At 67.5% G+C, this 18,588-nt stretch carries 12 protein-coding genes and 2 pseudogenes; 7 read left to right on the plus strand and 7 right to left on the minus strand.

The genetic code is table 11. The features are described 5' to 3' along the window. Positions 1-69 precede the first annotated feature (69 nt). The 4 genes from IPG68_05730 to IPG68_05745 are packed head-to-tail and all read left to right on the plus strand — an operon-like array spanning position 70 to position 5,049. Entirely contained in the window at positions 70-2,487 is a 2,418-nt protein-coding gene (locus tag IPG68_05730) for a PAS domain S-box protein (GenBank protein MBK6762796.1), read from the plus strand. Positions 2,488-2,545: 58 nt separating this feature from the next. Beyond that, positions 2,546-3,430 (plus strand): amino acid ABC transporter substrate-binding protein, encoded by an 885-nt coding sequence (locus IPG68_05735; protein ID MBK6762797.1) that lies wholly within the window; start codon positions 2,546-2,548, stop codon positions 3,428-3,430. A gap of 3 nt (positions 3,431-3,433) precedes the next feature. Beyond that, positions 3,434-4,306, plus strand: coding sequence for an amino acid ABC transporter permease (locus IPG68_05740; GenBank protein ID MBK6762798.1), 873 nt, complete (start codon positions 3,434-3,436; stop codon positions 4,304-4,306). Next, positions 4,303-5,049, plus strand: a complete 747-nt coding sequence (locus IPG68_05745; GenBank protein MBK6762799.1) for an amino acid ABC transporter ATP-binding protein — start codon at positions 4,303-4,305, stop codon at positions 5,047-5,049. Before IPG68_05740 ends, IPG68_05745 begins: the two co-directional genes overlap by 4 nt. A 9-nt stretch (positions 5,050-5,058) precedes the next feature. Here the strand turns inward: IPG68_05745 and IPG68_05750 are convergent, their stop codons facing one another. Continuing rightward, positions 5,059-6,690 carry a SulP family inorganic anion transporter gene (locus IPG68_05750; GenBank protein ID MBK6762800.1) on the minus strand — a complete coding sequence of 544 codons (1,632 nt, stop codon included), beginning with the start codon at positions 6,688-6,690 and terminating at the stop codon, positions 5,059-5,061. 83 nt (positions 6,691-6,773) lie between these two features. Here IPG68_05750 and IPG68_05755 point away from each other — a divergent pair, with 83 nt between their 5' ends. Then, positions 6,774-7,853: a GGDEF domain-containing protein gene (locus IPG68_05755; protein MBK6762801.1), complete on the plus strand. Its 1,080-nt coding sequence runs from the start codon at positions 6,774-6,776 to the stop codon at positions 7,851-7,853. 1 nt (position 7,854) lies between these two features. On the opposite strand, the gene IPG68_05760 is transcribed toward IPG68_05755, so the two are convergent. The 6 genes and pseudogenes from IPG68_05760 to IPG68_05785 all read right to left on the minus strand — a co-directional run bounded on the left by IPG68_05760 (position 7,855) and on the right by IPG68_05785 (position 14,530). Next, positions 7,855-9,030: an endonuclease/exonuclease/phosphatase family protein gene (locus IPG68_05760; protein MBK6762802.1), complete on the minus strand. Its 1,176-nt coding sequence runs from the start codon at positions 9,028-9,030 to the stop codon at positions 7,855-7,857. Between the two features lie 316 nt (positions 9,031-9,346). Then, the gene (locus tag IPG68_05765) at positions 9,347-11,218 is read right to left on the minus strand and encodes a propionyl-CoA synthetase (GenBank protein MBK6762803.1); all 1,872 of its coding nucleotides are present in this window, start codon (positions 11,216-11,218) and stop codon (positions 9,347-9,349) included. A gap of 119 nt (positions 11,219-11,337) precedes the next feature. Then, positions 11,338-12,048 (minus strand): hypothetical protein, encoded by a 711-nt coding sequence (locus IPG68_05770; protein ID MBK6762804.1) that lies wholly within the window; start codon positions 12,046-12,048, stop codon positions 11,338-11,340. Further along, complete coding sequence (locus tag IPG68_05775) at positions 12,045-13,040, minus strand: HAMP domain-containing protein (GenBank protein ID MBK6762805.1); 996 nt, start codon at positions 13,038-13,040, stop codon at positions 12,045-12,047. The genes IPG68_05770 and IPG68_05775 overlap by 4 nt, the downstream gene beginning before the upstream one ends. Positions 13,041-13,204: 164 nt before the next feature. After that, positions 13,205-14,175: pseudogene (locus IPG68_05780) on the minus strand (fibronectin type III domain-containing protein). After that, complete coding sequence (locus IPG68_05785; GenBank protein MBK6762806.1) at positions 14,111-14,530, minus strand: hypothetical protein; 420 nt, start codon at positions 14,528-14,530, stop codon at positions 14,111-14,113. Before IPG68_05785 ends, IPG68_05780 begins: the two are co-directional and overlap by 65 nt. A gap of 1,246 nt (positions 14,531-15,776) precedes the next feature. On the opposite strand from IPG68_05785, the gene IPG68_05790 reads away from it, so the two are divergent. Together IPG68_05790 and IPG68_05795 are read left to right on the plus strand one after the other, a co-directional pair. Then, positions 15,777-15,935 (plus strand): hypothetical protein, encoded by a 159-nt coding sequence (locus IPG68_05790; GenBank protein MBK6762807.1) that lies wholly within the window; start codon positions 15,777-15,779, stop codon positions 15,933-15,935. Positions 15,936-16,044: 109 nt separating this feature from the next. Continuing rightward, a pseudogene (locus IPG68_05795) lies at positions 16,045-18,565 on the plus strand (cation-transporting P-type ATPase). Positions 18,566-18,588: the final 23 nt, after the last annotated feature.

The following is an 18,588-nucleotide window of genomic DNA, read 5'->3' on the forward strand; positions in this document are numbered from 1 at the left end:
GTCACCGTCACGGAGTAGGCGGGTGCTCGCTGACTGGTCGCCGAACCGCGCACGCGCGGTACTTGGCGCGTGAGAGCCGCAGAGGGGGGTGCCGGGGATCCGGCGGCGCGGCTGCGCGCGACGCTGGACAGTCTGCTCGACCCCCATGTGGTGCTCACCGCCGTTCGTGACGGGAACGGCGAGATCGTCGACTTCGAATACACCGATGCGAACGCTGCCGCCTGCGACTACAACGGGCTCAGTTACGACGAACTGATGGGTACCCATCTGCTGGAGTTCCTGCCCAATCACCGTTCCACCGGCATGTTCGACCGCTACAAGCACCTCATCGAGACCGGCGAACCACTGGTGATCGACGACTTCGTGTACCCGCTCGAACGGCGCGGTGGCCAGGAGGTCCACTTCGACATCCGGGGTGTGGCGCTCGGGGACAGCATCGTGTACTCATGGCGCGACATCACCGACCGCCACGAGCAGATGAAGGCCTTGCGGGAGGCGGAACGCGAATACCGCAGCCTCGCCGAAGCCACCACAGATCTGGCGTACCGCACCGACGCCCAACGACGGATCGTGTGGGTCTCGCCCAGCGTCACCCGGGTTCTCGGGTGGGACCCGGACGACATGCTGGGCCGAACCATTCAGACCTTCATCCCTCCCGAGGAGATGGCGAGTCATCGTGACAACTGGGACAGCGCCTACAGCGGCGACTGGGTTCCCGACGGCCCCCAGTCGCGGGTCTTCCCGGTGCTGACGAAGTCCGGTGACACATTGCCGATGACGACCGTGGTCACCCGCGACATGGACGACGACGGGCAGTGGACCGGCGGGTTGCTCATCGGGCTGCGTGACGTCACCGACGTCCTGCGTGAGCAGGAGGCCGCCGAACGCGAGCGCGAGAAGGCCGAGCGGCTGCAGTTGTCCATGGATCGGGCCGCCGTGGGCCTGGCCATCTCCGGCCTGGACGGCGGCTTCGAGTATGTCAATCCGGCGCTGTGCCGGATGCTGGGCTACCGGCAGGAGGAACTCGCCTCGATGTCCTTCAGTGACATCACCCACCCGGAGGATGTCGATGCCAGCCAGGCCATGATGGGTCGCCTGCTCAGCAACGAGGTCGACGAGTTGACCATGCGCAAGCGGTATCTCACCGCCACCGGGGAGACGATCTGGGTGGACCTCGCCGTGGGCGTCGCGAGACGGCGGGACGGCGCGCTCGACCACTTCGTGGCCCAGGTCGTGGATGTGACTGCAGAGGTCGAGTACGCCGAGGCCCTCGAGACGACCGTGCGCAGGTTCCGCGAACTCGCGGAGAACGCCTCGGACATCGTCTACGAGATGGACGCCGACTGGCGCATCCGCTGGATCTCGCCGTCGGTGCAGAACGTGCTGGGCTGGGATCCTGAGACCCTGGTCGGTGCCAACGCCCCGGATATCATCGCCGGCGGCCAGGAGGAACTGCTCGCCGACTTCCAGAGGCAGTTGCGGGCCGGCTATTCGGTGAACGGCACGTCGTTGAAGTACTCGACCGCTTCGGGCCTGACACGCTGGATGTCGGCCATGATCAACCCGATCTCTGACGGAGATGACATCGCCGGGGTCATCGTCGGCCTGCGCGACGTGACCAACGAGGTCGAGGCCCGGCAGGCTCTGGCCAGGGTGCAGGAGCGCTTGCGCCTGGCGGTCGACGCGGCCCCCAACGGCATGGCCATCACGGACGACAACGGCCTGCTCGTCGATGTCAACCGCCAGTTCTGCCGATTGCTGGACTCCTCAGAGCAGGAGGTTGTGGGCCTGCCCCTCGAACAGGTGCTGACTGTTGCGGGGGCCGGGACCTGCGCCGGGGATCGCGTGCTGCACGAGCACCGGCGGTTGGTGGGCGACACCGTGGAGTGGATCGAACACGAGGTCGCGGAGGTTCCCGATGAGGGTGGCAGCAGCGGCTACCTGGTGCACTTGTTCTCCAACGCGACGCGGGAACACCGGGTACGCGAGGAGTTGCGGCACCTGGCCACGCACGACGTCCTCACCGGCGTGGCCAACCGGCGCTGGTTCGCAGACCGATTGCAGCACGTCGGCGACGCCGACGATCGCGGGACAATCGCGATCGTGTTCTGTGACGTCGACCGGCTGAAGGAGGTCAACGACACGCTCGGGCACGCGGCCGGCGATGCGGTTCTCACCGCGGTCGCCGAACGGCTCGCGAGTGCCATCCGCGCCAGCGATGACATCGGGCGGCTCGGTGGTGACGAGTTCGTCGTCCTGCTCGAGGGCGTGGCGTCCGCCGCGGATCTGCAGGCGATCGCCGAGAAGATCCGGCGTCAGGTCGAGGGTGATGTGAGCTTCCAGGGCCGGTCGATCCGGGTGTCGACCAGCGTCGGCGCCACCTTCGTGCGGCCCGGGGAGGATCCGGACGCGGCGCTGCAACGGGCGGACGCGGCGCTGCTACTGGCGAAGTCGCAGGGCCGCAACCAGGCGGTCGTCACGGGTTGACGGGGTGGTGCCCCTGTGTGGGCGCGGGATGCGGCACGATAGGGGGCACCGCGACTCGATGGGAAAACCAATGCGCCGATCCTTGCTGCTGTCCGCCGCCCTGCCCGCCGTCGCCGCACTGGCCCTCGCCGGATGCGCCAGTGAGGCCGACACGACCGCTGGCAGTTCGTCGCCGAGTCCGAGCACGAGCGCCGACTGCTCGCCGGAGACGCTGCAGACACTGACGCCGGGCACCCTGACGGTGGCGACCGATTCCCCGGCTTACCCCCCGTACTTCGAGGACAACGACCCGAGCAACGGCGAAGGATTCGAGTCGGCGGTCGCCTACGCCGTGGCCGAGCAGCTCGGTTTCAGCCAGGACCAGGTGACCTGGATCACCGAGCCCTTCAACAAGTCGTATGCCCCGGGGGCCAAGGACTTCGACTTCGACATCAACCAGATCTCGATCACCCCCAAGCGGCAGAAGGCCGTGGACTTCTCCGAGGGCTACTACACCGTCAACCAGGCCGTGGTGGCCCTCGAGGACTCACCCATCGCCAATGCGACCACTCTGGCCGAACTGCAGAGCGCCAGACTCGGCGCGCAGGTGGGGACCACCAGCCTGGACTTCATCACCGAGCAGATCCAGCCCACCCAGGAGCCGATGGTCTACAACGACACCAACGACGCCAAGAGCGCCCTGGAGAACGGGCAGATCGACGCGATCGTGGTTGACCTGCCCACCGCCTACTACGTGACGGCGGCGGAGTTCGACAACGCCAAGATCGTCGGTCAGTTCGCCGCTCAGGAGGGGGGTGAGGAGTTCGGCCTGCTGATGGCCAAGGGCAGCCCCTTGGTGCAGTGCGTGAACCAGGCTCTCACCTCGCTGAAGGACTCCGGGCAGTTGCAGGAGATCCAGGACACCTGGCTGGTGGGTGAGGACGCCCCGTACTTCACCGAGTGATGCATGACCACGCCGGCTGAGGCGCCGCTGGAGGCGCCGGGTATCCCCTACGTCGACCCGCATCGGCGGCAACTGTCCCGCAGGAGGGCGCGTCGCGACGGGATCGTGGCCAGCCTGTCCACTGTCGTCGCATTCGCCGTCCTGGCCTACCTGGTCACGTCCTCGCCCGGCTGGCCGAAGGTCCAGGAGACCTTCTTCAACCTCGACGAGGCCCTCGCCGCGTGGCCGTCGCTGGTGAAGGCCTTCGCGCTCAACATCAAGATCTTCCTGGTGGCGGAGTTCTTCATCCTGATCCTCTCGCTGCTGATCGCTCTGGGTCGGGGGTTGCGGGCGCCGGTCGCGCTCCCGGTGCGCATCCTCTGCACGATGTATGTGGACTTCTTCCGGGGTGTGCCCACGATCCTGGTGATCCTGCTGCTGGGTTTCGGGGTGCCGGCATTGCAGCTCAAGGGGGTCACCAATTCTCCTGTCGTGTGGGGCACGGTGGCGCTGATCCTCAGTTACACCGCCTACGTGGCCGAGGTGTACCGGGCGGGTATCGAGTCCATCCACCCGTCGCAGCGCGCTGCGGCGCGATCGCTGGGCCTGTCATCGATGCAGACCACGCGGTACGTCGTACTGCCGCAGGCCGTCCGCCGGGTCACCCCGCCGTTGCTCAACGACTTCATCGCACTGCAGAAGGAGACGGCACTGGTCTCCCTGCTCGGACCCATCGAGGTCCTCCGCGCGGCGCAGATCAGTGCCTCCTCGAATTTCAACTACACCGCATACGTGGTGGCGGCACTGTTCTTCGTCGCCATCACGCTGCCGCTGACCCGGTTCACGGACTGGCTGCAGCGCAAGGACACCCGTCGGCGGATGGCGGGTGCGGTGTGAGTTTCGTCGACGTCGCCGGTGTGCACAAGGCCTTCGGCGAGCTCGCCGTGCTCAAGGGGATCGACCTTGCGGTGGACCTGCATGATGTTGTGGTCCTCATCGGCGCGTCGGGTTCGGGCAAGTCGACCCTGTTGCGCTGCATCAACGGCCTGGAGACCGTCGATGCCGGGCAGATCCACGTGGGTGACCTCGACGTCACCGGCCCGGGCGTCGACGTGGACGCGGTGCGACAGCGGGTGGGCTTCGTCTTCCAGCAGTTCAACCTGTTCCCGCACATGTCCGTGCTGCAGAACGTGACGCTGGCTCCGCGCAAGGTGCTGGGACAGTCTGCCGCGACGGCGGAGGCCGCGGCCATGGAGTTGCTCCAGCGGTTCGGACTCGCCGAGAAGGCCAAGGACTTCCCCGACCGGCTCTCCGGCGGTCAGCAGCAGCGCGTCGCGATCGTCCGGGCGCTGGCGATGAAGCCCGAGGTGATGCTCTTCGACGAGGTCACGTCCGCGCTCGACCCCCTTCTCGTCGCCGAGGTGCTGGACGTGATCCGGGAACTGAAGGCCGAAGGCATGACCATCGTGATGGCGACCCACGAGATGGGATTCGCACGCGAGGTCGCTGACCGGGTCTGTTTCCTCGACAGCGGAAAAGTACTCGAATCCGGTTCCCCCGATGATCTGTTCCTGTCCCCGCAGCACGAGGCCACGCAACTGTTCCTGGCCCGGGTGGCCCGCGCCGACCGCGGACTGTGAGCCAGCGGCTCAGGCGGCCAGGAAGCGCTTCCGGTACGCCTGGACCGCCGCCCCCAGCGTGGGGTACATGTTGTCGTCGCCCACGATCTGCGCCACCCCGTGGTCGCGCATGGGGATGAGAACGTCGTTCTTGACGCGTGCGAGCCACAACTCGATCCCGTCGGTCGTCAGGGTGTCGTGCAGTTCCTGCAGTACGTTCAGGGCCGTGGTGTCGAGCTCGACGTTGGCCTCCATGTTGAGGATGACGACCTTCGTGCCGGGCTCCAGGGCGCCGGTCACCTTGTAGAAGAAGTCGTACGCGTTCATGAAGAACAAGGGGGCGTCGTAGCGGAACGCGACCATACCGGGAACGGTGATCGTGGAGTCGTGATCGTCCACGTCGTGCATGCCGGGGTAGTTCGGGACGAACCCCAGCACTCCGTCGTGCGGCCGCGCCAGGCGGGCCATGAACTCCGTGATGGACAGGGCGATCGCGATGATGACGCCAGGCAGGATGCCGAACAGCACGACGGACACCGCGCAGGCGGCGGCGATGGCGAACTCAGATGCCCGGAAGCGCAGCAGTGCCGCCCACTCCGCCGGGCGGACCAGGGTGAGGGCGGCGTAGACGATGACGCCGGCCAGTGCCGCGACGGGCACTTCTGCGATCACGCCCGGGATGAGCAGTGGCCCGGCGATGATGACCGCGATGACGATCACCGAGTAGAACCGGGTGGTGGATCCGGAAGCGAACGCCAGTGCCGTGCGTGACGATGAGGCGGACATGGGGTAGCCACCGACTGCGCCGGTCGCGAGTTGGGCCGCAGCCAGGGCCCGCATCTCCGTGGCGGAGTCCGGCCGGGTCTTGCCGGCGAAGGCGCGGGACGTGATCATGACGTCGGTGAAGGACACCACCGCGATGCTCAGCGCCGGGACCAGCAACGCGGCGACCACCTCCAGGGAGATCCCGGAGAGGTCGAGGACGGGCAGTTCCAGGCTGACCGGGCCGACCTTCGGGATGTCCATGAAGGCGCCGATGATGGTCGCGACGATCAGCCCGATGAGCGGTCCCGGGATGCGGGGGGAGAGCCTGTTGATGGCGAAGGCCAGTATCACCACGACGGCCGCCACACCCACCGTCTGCCAGTCGGGCGTCTGCCACGACGAGTTCCACAGCCCCGAGATGGAGTCGCTGTTCAAGTCGTAGTTCACGATCTTCGGCAACTGCGACATGATCATGAGCACGGCGACGCCGGTGAGGTATCCGGTCAGGATCGGGTAGGACAGCAGGTCCGCCAGGAAGGAGGCTTTGACCAGCCAGCCGATACCCAGGATGATCCCGACCAGCGCCGAGGTCACGGCAAGAGCGGTCGTCCAGGGCAGTCCGTACGCGGCCGCCACCGGGGTGACCGCGGCTGCGGCCATCAGCGCAACCGCCGACTCCGGTCCCAGGGACATGTACGGATTGCGGCCCAGCAGCATGTATGCGATCAGGGGCACCGCGGCGATAGTCAGGCTCACCGACGGGGAGACCCCCGCCAGGGAGCCGTACGCCATGGCCTGCGGGATGAGGTAGGCACCGACGGACACACCGGCCACGACGTTGCGCACCGAAAGCATCTTCGGCCGTGCCGGCTTGGTGCCCGCCTGCGTGTTGGTCACTGACGTACCCTAGCCGTTCACCGGCAAGACATGTTCCGTTCGCCTGCCTTGTCCTGCGCCACCCGCGTGCCGATGAACGGGGTGTGACCATCAACCGATGGGTGGGCCCGCTGCTGGCGGTCGACTCGGGGGACCCCGACTACGACCGGCGGGCGCGCACGCTCAACGCCATCGTGCTGGTCGCCATGCCCTCGGCGGTGATCACAGCGATCGTTGTGCTGCCGTTCCCCAATGGCCTGGTGAGCGCGGCGGTCCTGCTCCTGGCAGCACTGCTGCTCCCGGGCATCCTCTGGTTGTCCCGGCGTGGCCAGCTGGATCTGGCCGTTGTGTCCTTCGCCGTCGGCGTGTGGTTGGTGACCGTGGGACAGCCGGTGCTGACCGGAGACCTGAGTACGAACCCGATCATCGTGCCCATGGCGGCGATGATGCTGCTGTACGTGATGCCACCGCATCACTGGTGGTGGCTCGTCGTCTGGGTACTCGGCGCGCTCCTCACCTTGTACGTCGGGACCAACGACACCGACACCGTGATGCAGACGCGATTCTCATGGCTGCTGAACGCGGCCATCGCCTGCGCGGTGTCGGTGGCCGTCGTGGCCTATGGGGCCCGCCAACTGGCCGACTCGGTGCGCAAGGAGCGGAAGCTGTCGCGGGAGTTGAGCGCCCGCGAGGCCACTCTGCTGCGCCTGGAGGAACTGGCCAACACCGACCCGCTGACCGGCTTCCTCAACCGACGGTCGCTGGAGAGCAGATACCGCACCGTGCCGGCCGGCTCGGCCATCGCCCTGGTCGACCTTGACCACTTCAAAGGAGTCAACGATGACTTCTCACATGCGGTGGGGGACCGGCTGCTGGCCGATTTCGCAGGGCTGCTGGCGGACTGTGCGCGGCCGGACGACCTGCTGTACCGGATCGGCGGTGACGAGTTCCTGGTGTTGCGGGCCCGCAGCACGGCCGCAGGGTTGGGTACCTGGCTGCACGAGGTGCGGGAGCGCGGACGCCACGGATCGTGGGCACAACTGCCCCCCGGGGCTGCTGTCACGTTCAGCGGCGGCGTAGTGGCCGTCGATCACGGCAAACTCGACGCCACCATCGGCCGGGTCGACCGCGCCATGTACGCGGCCAAGGAGGCCGGCCGCGACACGATCGTGGTGATCGACTGAGCTACTTCAGCCGCACTGCCGCGGCGTAGAAGTAGTGGTCGGACTGCCACTTGGGCTGCTTGTTCTGCATCAGTTTCCTGCCCTCGATGCGCGTCCACACGGCCTTGGCTTTGCGGGTGAGCACGAGGTCGATGCGGGTGGGGATCACCGGGTCGCCAGAATCCAGACGCTTGCTGCTCTTCAGCGTGCCAGTCTGGCAGCAGGTCGCGCCGACGGCCTTCCCGAACTTCCCACCCGCCTGCTTCCAGGAGTCCTTGAAGTAGCTCTTGGTCAGGTTCCGGTACGTCGGGCTGTAGTAGCCGTTGGCATCCGAGTTGAAATCCCCGGCCACAACGACCCGGCCCTCGGTCTCCTTCGCCTTCTGCTTGGCGATCGTCAGCAACTGCCGGCCTTGCGCGACCTGGACCTTCGACGGCCAGTTCTTGGGGCCGTACTTGTTCTTCTTGCCCTTGCCGTCCTGCGACTCGACCTCAAGGTGGGCGGTCATCACAGTGACCGCCTTGCCGCGGTACGTGAAGGCGGCCGACGCCCAGCCGCGCTTGAAGGACAGTTCCGAGCCGGCAACCTCGAAGGTGGTCTGCTTCGTGAAGTTGCCGTGGTCGCTGGTGCCGGTGAACTGCAGGTCGGTGCTGGCGGTGTTGTACAGGATCGCGTCGCGGTCCTTGAGCCGGACCTGGCAGCGCAGGGCCGCCTCGATCGGGAACAGTTGGTCGCAGCCGGGCTTCTTGGCGTTGTAGTAGGGGATGCCGACCGTGTCGGAGTAGCCGATGTCGGCATTGGGGGAGAGGCTCGCCAGCTGGAAGTCCATGCCCTCGTTGGCCAGGGCGTCCTGCAGGATCGGCAGGTAGTCGTAACTGGGCAGCGTCGCGCCACTGGAACTGCTGGTCACCCACTCCGTCAGCTCGTTGAGGGTGATGACGTCCGGGTTCTGCTTCTTGACGGTCTTGGCGATCCACTGGGCACGCAGCGGGAAGTCGGTCTTGACAGCCGTGTCGTAGACCTTCGCGGCGGCCGGCAGGAACTCCACGATGTTGGCGGCGGAGTTGATGGCCTCGCTGAGGGACCCACCGAGGTAGAGGTTCAGCGTCATCACGTTCAGTGCGTCGTCGGGCGCCGGCTTCGCCGTCGCGGGGGCGGCAGCAAGCGCCCCGGCACCGAGCAGAGCCGCGACGGACACAGAAGCGGCCAGAGTACGGGTCGTTTTCACGGGAAGGGCTCCTCGGATGGGGGTCTGCCTCAAGATACGCAGCCGTCACTGCCGTTGTCGAGCCTGGGGTGGTCGGGCTGCCCCAACAGGGGATCGGCGCGCCACGGCTCGTGAGCAGCAACTGCACGTACCCCGCAGAAACCCGCGTTGGGTGGGGGTCGTGCAGTAGGTTGACGCTCGTCGCGCGGTGAACGTCAACCAACTGTATGGGCGTCAACCAACTGCATGGGCGTCAACCAACTGCATGGGCGTCAACGAACTGCCGGCCCACTCACCCAGTGCCGCGTCAGCCCTTCAAGTACGGGGTGATGTCCTGTAGCACCCGGCCATCTTCAATCGTGGACGGCACCGCTTCCTCCCGGCCGTCGGCGATCCCACGCATCGTGCGGCGCAGGATCTTGCCGGAGCGGGTCTTCGGCAGTCCGGGCACGACCACGACCTCCTTCATCGCGGCCACCGGCCCGACCAGTTCGCGTACCGTCGACACGATCTGCTTGCTCAGTTCGCCCGGATCGATGTCCGCCCCGGACTTGAGCACGACGAAGGCGCGGGGGGTCTGGCCCTTCATCGCGTCGTGCACACCGATGACCGCGCACTCGGCGACGTCCGGGTGGGTCGCGATCGCCGCCTCGATGACGCCGGTCGACAGCCGGTGTCCGGCCACGTTGATGACGTCGTCCGTGCGACCCAGCACATACAGGTAGCCGTCCTCGTCGATGTAACCGCCGTCGCCGGTCGTGTAGAAACCGGGGAACGCGGCCAGGTAACCGTCGATGTAGCGCTGGTCGGCGTTCCACAGGGTCGGCAGCGTTCCGGGGGGCAAGGGCAGCCTGATGACGATGCTTCCCTCCGTACCCGCCGGCACCTCTTGGCCCTGGCCGTCGAGGATGCGCACGTCGTAACCGGGCACGGCGACCGAGGGCGAACCCTCTTTGAGCGGCAGCTGCTCCAGCCCGCGGGGGTTGGCGGCGATAGGCCAGCCGGTTTCGGTCTGCCACCAGTTGTCCACCACCGGGATGCCCAGGGTCGCAGTGGACCACTGATAGGTGTCAGGGTCCAGGCGTTCCCCGGCCAGGAAGAGTGTCTGCAGACTCGAAATGTCGTGGCCGGCGATCAGCGCGCCTTCGGGGTCCTCCTTGCGGATCGCCCGGATCGCGGTGGGCGCGGTGAACAGCGCCTTCACGCCGTACTTGGCGATCACTCTCCAGAAGGCCGCCGGGTCAGGGGTGCCCACCGGCTTGCCCTCGTAGACGACGGTGGCCGCACCGACGAGCAGCGGCGCGTACACGATGTACGAATGACCGACGACCCAGCCGACGTCCGAGGCCGCCCACCAGGTGTCGCCCGGACCGATGTCATAGATGTTGGCCATCGACCAAGCCAGGGCCACCGCATGCCCGCCGTTGTCGCGGACCACGCCCTTCGGACGGCCGGTCGTCCCCGACGTGTAGAGGATGTACAGCGGATCAGTGGCACGCACATCCGTGCATGCGACAGGGGTGGCCTGAGCGACCAGCTCGTGCCAGTCGTAGTCCCTCCCGCCCATCTCCGCGGCCAGTTGCGGGCGCTGCAGAATCACGCACGCCTCCGGGGAGTGGGAGGCCTGCGCGAGCGCGTCGTCCAGCAGTGGCTTGTATGCGACGACGCGGCTGGGTTCGATGCCGCAGGAAGCCGAAAGGATGACCTTGGGTTCGGCGTCGTCGATGCGCGCGGCGAGCTCGTGGGCGGCGAACCCGCCGAAGACCACCGAGTGCACGGCCCCGATGCGCGCACACGCCAGCATGGCGATGACTGCCTCCGGCACCATCGGCATGGACAGCACGACCCTGTCCCCGGCGCCGACTCCCAGGTCGGTGAGAACGCCGGCGAATGTGCTGACCTCGTCGAGCAACTGCGCGTAGGTCAGCGTCTTGGCGCTGGCGGTGACCGGACTGACGTAGTGCAGTGCGGGTTGATCACCCCGGCCGGCGGCCACGTGCCGGTCCACCGCGTTGTAGCAGGTGTTGAGCACGCCATCGGAGTACCAGCGGTACAGGGGTGCGGCCGAGTCGTCGCAGATGACGGTGGGCTCAGTTGTCCACTCGATCGTGGCCGCTGCCTCGCGCCAGAAGGCGTCCGGCTCGGCCAGACTGCGCTCGTACTCCTGCCTGTAGCCCATCTCTTGCTCCTCCGCGTCGACGACTCCAGGGCCAGTCTGGCCCACGGGACGCCACCGGGATAGCGGGAAAGGGGCCCGGTGTAGACGAACGGGTGGACGGGGCCGACCAATGGTGCCCGCTAGCCGGCCAGGCGCCAGGACTCGGCCGAATGCAGCATCCGCTGGACCTGCGGCAGGTCCTCGGGCAGACCGTAGTAGTCGAGCAGGAAGGCTCGCAGGGCCTGACCTGCCACCAGTCCCGGAGGCAGGCTCCGCGCGACCGGCATCGTGCGCACCATGGCCGCCTGCTGGATGAAGGCGACCGGCGTGCGGTGGTAACGACCTCCGGCCGGCTCCCCGTACTCCAACGGCAGGTGCTCGTACCCGAGGCGGGTCCACTTGTGGATGTGGTCGTCGGGCACCTCGCACATTCCCGCGAGCAGGTGCCGCCCCCGCCGCCGGCAGTCATGCTGTCCCTGAGCCAGGAAGGCCTCGGTGACGCGCCCGAGCCATCCCCGTGGGAACGTCGTGCGAACGTGCTCGTCCACGGCGAAGAAGTGGAACAGCGACACGCCACGTCGGATGTTCGTGTGCACCACGAACTCGCCCACGGGCCGGCCATCGCGCACGGCCAGCCAGATGTGAAGGACCACGTCCGGGACCGGCCAGCCGCGTGCCCGCCACTGCTCGAACTCGTCGAGCATGTGCGGGTAGTCGTCGAAGTGGCGCAGGTGGACCGCCGCCAGACCGTCGAGGGCGGCGCGCGTCTGCAGCGGTGTCAGGCTGCTTTCACCCACATCCACGAAGTCCAGTGGGACGCCGGGAACGGAGAACGTCGGCAGGGGGTTCACAGGTGCTCCTTCCTGCGCAACGCCGCCCGCAGCTGGTCGGCTTTGCCGCTGAGATCCTCGAAGAAGTCCGTGCTGGTGATCTCGCGGACCGCCTCGTCCCGTTTGCTCTGGTCGATCTCCACCCGCAGGCGTTGCACCTCTTTGGTCAGGTGCCGTTCACGAGCCGCCACCTTCTCGGCCATCACCGCGAACGACTGGCCGAGTTCGTACATCTCGTCGGGGAAGCGGGACTTCACCAGGGACCGCACGTCGAGGTCGTACTCGCCGTCCGCGATCCGGCGCGTGGCGGCGGTCAGTCTGGCCAGTGGGCGCACCAAGGTGCTCGACAGGATCAGGACGAGCAGGAGCAGTGCGACGTAGCTCCCGCCGAGCACCACGAACATGTTGCGCTGGACGTCCTTCTGAACGGTGGCGACGTACGCCAGGGAGTAGTCGATCCCGATCGCCCCCACGACCTTGCCGTCCGAGTCGAGAATCGGGCTGTACACGGACACCCACGAGCCGTACTCGTCGGTGTACGGCGGTTCATCGGTCGTGCTCGTCAGGCCCTCGGCCATGCGCTGGTACGTCTGCTGGTCCGCGACGTTGGCCACCGGTTCCTTGTACATCACCCCGAACTGCGGGGTGTAGAAGTAGCCCGACGAGACCGCGAAGTACAACTCGCCATCCTCAGGGTTCAGGTAGTACGTGTACGGGTTGGCTTCCGGGACGATGTCCTTGACCGAGAACAGTTGTCGTGCCAGATCGACGTACGCCTGACTGTCGGGGTACCCGAGCCCGGCTGGATTCGACGGGTCGGGCACGGCTGGGACCGTGGCCAGCAAATCAGCGAACTGGTCTGCGTCCAGCGAGCGAGCCGCACCCACCGCCGTGTTGTTCAGCTCGGTCACGAGCCGGTCCCGGGCCTTGGTCCCCGCGTCGTGGATGACCCACACCGCGATGAACCCGAAGACGATGCTGAACGCCCCGCGAACGCACCGAGCAACTTCCACTTCATGGCCACTCGCGGCCGCCGGTCGAATGCGGGCGACGCGACTGCCCGCTCGGCGACGGCGGTCATCGCCGTATCCATGGCATGCGCGAGCAGACGTGTCCCACATAGACCGCATCGGCAGAATCGGCGTGTGTGGTTAGGTACCCGTTCGGGGGTAGCCCGCTACTTCTTCACCTTCCACTTCTTGCTGAAGGAGTACGCGTTGTACTGGGCGGTGGCCGGCGCGGTGAGTTTCAGGGTCACCTTCAGCTTCTTCTTGCCGGTCGTCTTGATCGTGACCTTCCCCTTCTTGGAGATCGTGACCTTGGCGTACTTCTTGCCCTTCGGCTTCACCGTCACCTTGGCCTTCGCCTTCTGATTGGCGTTGGTCGTGACGGCCTTCTTGAGCAGGACGGTCTTGCCCTTGGGCTTGATCTTCTTGGCCGTCTTCACCGTGGCCGTCTGGGCGGCGCTCTGCGGGGTGACTGCGGCGGTCGCCGCGCTCGGCGGACCGTCGCCAGCGGCGTTCGTGGCGACCACTGTGAAGGTGTAGGCCTGACCGTTGGTCAGCCCGGGCACCGTGCAGCCCGTACCCCCGGTGGTGCAGGTCGACCCACCGGGCGCTGCGGTCACCGTGTACCGGAGATGGCCGCGCCGCCGTCGCTGGCCGGTGGGGACCAGGTCACCGAAGCGTCGGTGTTGCCTGGCGCGGCGGAGGCGGATTGCGGTGCACCCGGTGGGCCCGCTGGCGTCACTGCCGCCGACGGCGAACTGGCTGCACTGTCCCCGGCGTCGTTGCGCGCCTTGACCGTGAAGGTATAGGGCTGGCCGTTGGTGAGCCCGGGTACCGTGCACTGCAGCGGGTCAGGATCCACCCCCGGTGTCGTGGAGCAGGTCGCTCCACCTGGGGAGGCGGTGACCGTGTACTTCCAGATCGGTAGGTCGGGGGTTGTGGTCGCCGCGGCAAAACTCACGTTCGCATCCCCGTTGCCCGGGGTTCCGCTGATCGAGGCCGGAGCGGATGGCTTGGCGCCGTCGCAGCCGGGGAACTTGAACTTGGCGATCCTGGTACGCCATGCGTTTCCGGAGTTATTGCTCTGCACGTACTCGTTGGTGTACCAGAACGTGCAGTCGTCGACCGGGTCGACGTTCATCGCCGAGTAGTCCCCCCAGCGACCGGAGTAGGTGGTGGAGCCTCCGGTCTGACACCTTGCGCCCGATGTACCGGATGGACGGGAACGAGTTCGGTCCAGGGGTGGCGTCAGATGTGCTGTAACCCAGAGCCGTGTTGCCCTGCTTGTCCATCGCGATGGAGGCCATCCACCGGAATGTGCTGCCGTTGGGATCGGCGGTCACGCCATCCTGATGGACCTGCGGGGTCGCGGCGTTCGGCTGGCGGATCTCGTACCAGCCGACTCCGGTCTGGCTGGTCAATCCGACGTTGCCGTCCATGGCCACCGTGTGGTTGGTCACCAACGACTCATGATCGCCGTAGTTGCGGTACGCCAACCGGAACATGGTGCGGCCGCCGAGCGATTCGAGCCGCTGACTCGTCCCTGGCTGCGGGACGCAGCGGCCGCGGCCCACGCCCAGCCAACAGGCCCCTGTGTAGGGCGCTACGGGCAGAGATCGGTCCGGTGTAGGTCGAGTTGGCCGGCGTCGCCCAGTCGACGTGGAACTTGTACATCGTCAACTTGTCGTTGTCCGTCCAGTGTTCGCTGAGGATGTAGTTGGGGGACCCCGCCGGGGGAGGCGTTGACCCGTCCGCGTCGGAGGGGAGCTGGGACCACTCTTCTGCGCGGTCAAAGCAGACCTGGGTGGCCGCGAGCCCAGCCAGCATGTTGGAGCGATCCAGCGCACAGGTCTTGGCGCCGGTGAAGCCCAGAATGTCGTCAAACATGTTGTACGTGACGTAGTAGCCGTCGGGCCAAACCCCGAACTTCGGGTAGTCGGGTAGGTCGGGGTACGTGATTCGTACCGGTACCAGGCGCCGGTCGGGTCAGCGGTCTGGGAAACGGCGATGCACTCGTGGTACGCGGCCCCGTTGACGGAGAACTGGGAGACGAGCCACCGATCGGCGAACTGGTCGTGCAGGACAATGGGGGTCCCCGTCGTTGGTGGTCCCGCATTCGCCGACGCCTGTCCAGATGGTGTTGTTGGCGATCGGTCCCAGCAGGCTCGTGCCCGACTTGTCCCAGATCTGCATGTGCACATTGGTCATCTGGACGTAGTGGTTGGGACCGAACGTCGCCGACCGTGTCTGGCGGGTTGTACCCGCGATGTTGCTGAGGCCCTCGAAACTTCCTGCCAGGGCGGGCATCTCGGTGTCGGGAGCAGGGCCGGTGTCGCTGGGTATGACGGGGGGAACCCACGTGCCGCCGTTCAGGACCGCGTCGATCCGGTCCTGCGGGATGGGTCGGTTGATCACCGCGCGGGGGTTTGTGGGCTGTGTGGCACGACCGCTCTGACGGGCCAAATCCCTCAGCGGGGCGGATGTGCCGAGGGAGGTGATCTCCGAGACCTCCGGGCTGCTGTCGACGGGAGGACCGTCGGAGTCGGCCACGACCGGGGCAGTGACGATTATGCCGCCCAAGATTGCCAGTGCTGAGAAAATCGATGCGATGTGCCGTCGCGCCATGATGCCTCCCGGGGACCGCCCGTCACGGTACTCCCTAACATCCGCGGATGGGGCCTCTTCGGGCAACGGAAGATCCACGAGTACCTGTTTGTCGCCCCCAGCGCTCAGACTGGAGCCATGATCACCACCATCGAGATCTCCGCCGACAGTGTCGACCACGCCCGGCAGGCGGCCATCGACCAGGCTCGCGCTCAGGGCTACACCCGGATCGAGGCGGTCTTCACCACGCCGATCGGCGACCGCCTGTATCGCGTGCAGATGACGGTCAGCCGCTAACCGCCCTTTCGTGTGGCGGGCCCGCCGACCGGCACGGACCAGTCCACCGGGCGGATAATGGGTGCAGGCGCAGGCGTCCCCGGGGGCGGTGAGATGCGTGGATGCGGACATGGAGCCGGTCACCCTCGGCCTGACCGCCGGGCAGGCCGCAGAGACGCTGGCCCGGGTCGGGCCCAACGCCATGGCGCACGTCCAGCCGGTGCCGCTGTGGCGGCAGTTCCTGGGCCAGTTCGTCCACTTCTTCGCCATCATGCTCTGGGCCGCGGCCGGGCTGGCGGTGGTCGGGGGCCTGCCGCAACTGGCCCTGGCCATCGTGCTGGTCGTCATCGTGAACGGTGTGTTCGCATTCGTGCAGGAGTACCGGGCCGAACGCGGGGCGGGCCGGCTGCGCGAACTCCTGCCCGCCCAGGTGACGGTTCTGCGCGACGGGGTGGAGGTGATCGTCGAGGCCACGGCTGTGGTGCCCGGCGATGTCGTGGTGCTGGGCGAGGGGGACCGGGTCCCTGCGGACATGACCTGCCTGCAGTCCACCGGCTTGTTGGTGGACACCTCCACCCTCACGGGGGAGAGCGTCCCCGAGCCCATCGGACCCGATGGTGGCCTGTACGCCGGGACCTTCGTCGTGCAGGGCGTGGGCAGGGCGGTGGTCGCTGCGACCGGCGACAGCACCCGGTTCGCTCAGATCGCGCGCCTCACCCTGTCCCAGGCCCGTCCGCACACCCCGCTCGAGGCGGACATCAGGCGCCTGGTGCGAACCATCGCCGTGGTCGCCGCCAGCGTCGGGGTGGTCTTCTTCGTCGTGATGCTGCTGCTCGGCGTGCCGCCTGCGCAAGGGTTCATCTTCGGCATCGGGGTCACGGTGGCGCTGGTCCCCGAAGGGCTGCTGCCGACGGTGACCCTCTCGCTCGCGGTCGGAGCCCAGCGGATGGCGGACCAGAACGCGCTCGTGCGGCGACTGGAGTCCGTCGAGACCCTCGGCGCCACCACGGTCATCTGCAGCGACAAGACCGGCACCATCACCGAGAACCGGATGAACGTTGTGGCGGTGTGGACCCCGGTCGGCGAGGCGGTCGTCGCCGGTGAGGGGTACGAGCCCGTGGCGCGTGTCGACTGTCCGGCCGTGGGGTTGGCCGCTGTCCAGGACGTGGCCACCGCGGCCCGCATGGCTTCGCGCGGGGGGATCCGGGAACGCGACGGCCAATGGCTGGCACACGGCGACCCGATGGATGCGGCCATCGACGCTCTGCTGCGCCGACTGGGGCTGGCGGAACCCGATACCCGCGACGAGGTTGAGTTCGTGCCCTTCGATCCGCTGCGCCGCATGAGTTCCTCCCGGAGGCCCGGTCGCACAGTGTGCAAGGGCGCCCCGGAGGCGGTGATGGGCGCCTGCCCGGTCGTTCCGGAGGGGCCGGGGACGCGCTGCACGGTTACGCGGTCCGTGGCTTGCGGGTGCTGGGCGTCGGGCAGCGCGACGACGCTGCCGGTGCGATGCAGTTGCTGGGCCTGCTGGCCTTCGAGGACCCTCCCCGGCACGGGGTCGTAGACGCGGTGAAGTTGTGCCGTCAGGCCGGCATCCACCTGGCCATGATCACCGGCGACCACCCCAAGACGGCGCGGGCGATCGCTCGGGAGATCGGGCTGGCGCTGCCGATTCTCCGATCGTGCAGGGTGATGACCTGCCCGCAGACGAGGCCGCCCTCGGGGAGCTGGTGGATCACGACGGCATCGTGCTCGCTCGCGTCTCACCGGAGGACAAGTTGCGGATCGCCCGTGCGCTGCAGTCGCGGGGTCATGTCGTGGCGATGACCGGCGACGGTGTCAACGACGCTCCGGCATTGCGGGAGGCCGACATCGGCGTGGCGATGGGGGAGGGCGGCACGGACGTCGCTCGCGAGGCTGCCGACCTCGTCCTGCTCGACGACCACTTCGCGACGATCGTGGCGGCCGTCCGGCAGGGCGGGGCACCTTCCTGAACGCCCGGCGCTTCCTGACCTACCACCTGACCGACAACGTGGCCGAACCGCACCCTTCCTCGTTTGGGCGCTGTCCGCCTCGCGCATTTCCCGCTCGCTCTGGGCGTGCTGCAGATCCTGGCCCTGGACCTGGGGACGGACACCCTGCCGGCTATCGGCCTCCGGGCTGAGCAGCCGGCGAAGCGCGTCCTGCGCAGGCCGCCGGTCTCTGGTGGGTTGCTGGACCGGACCGTGGCCGTGCGGGCCTTCGGGGTGCTGGGTCCGACCGAGGCCGTTGCGGAGCTTGGCGTCTTTGTCGCTGCCTTGTTCGCGGCGGGATGGCGACCCGGTGCGGCCTGGCCCACCGGTGGGGCTTTGTTGGCCGCCTCGGGCGCGGCCTTCTTGACGGTGGTGGTCATGCAGTGCGCCAACGCATTCGCTTGCCGGAGCACCCGGTTGTCAGCCTGGCGGCTGCGGTGGCACGGCAACAGGTTACTGGTGGTGGCGGTGCTTGGGGCGCTGGCCTTCGGGGTGGCCTGTCTGGTCGTCCCGCCCGCGGCCACCGTGCTGAGGCAGGCCTGGCCACCGCTGGCGGTACTGCCGCTCATCATCGCGAGCGCGCCGCTGCTCTGGACCGTGGATGGGTTGTGGAAGGCATGGAGTCACCGCGGCCGGTGACGCAGTTGGGGCGCCCCCCCGGG

The sequence above is a fragment of the Micrococcales bacterium genome, assembly GCA_016703125.1.
In the GTDB taxonomy this organism is placed as follows: Bacteria; Actinomycetota; Actinomycetes; order S36-B12; family UBA10799; genus JADKAV01.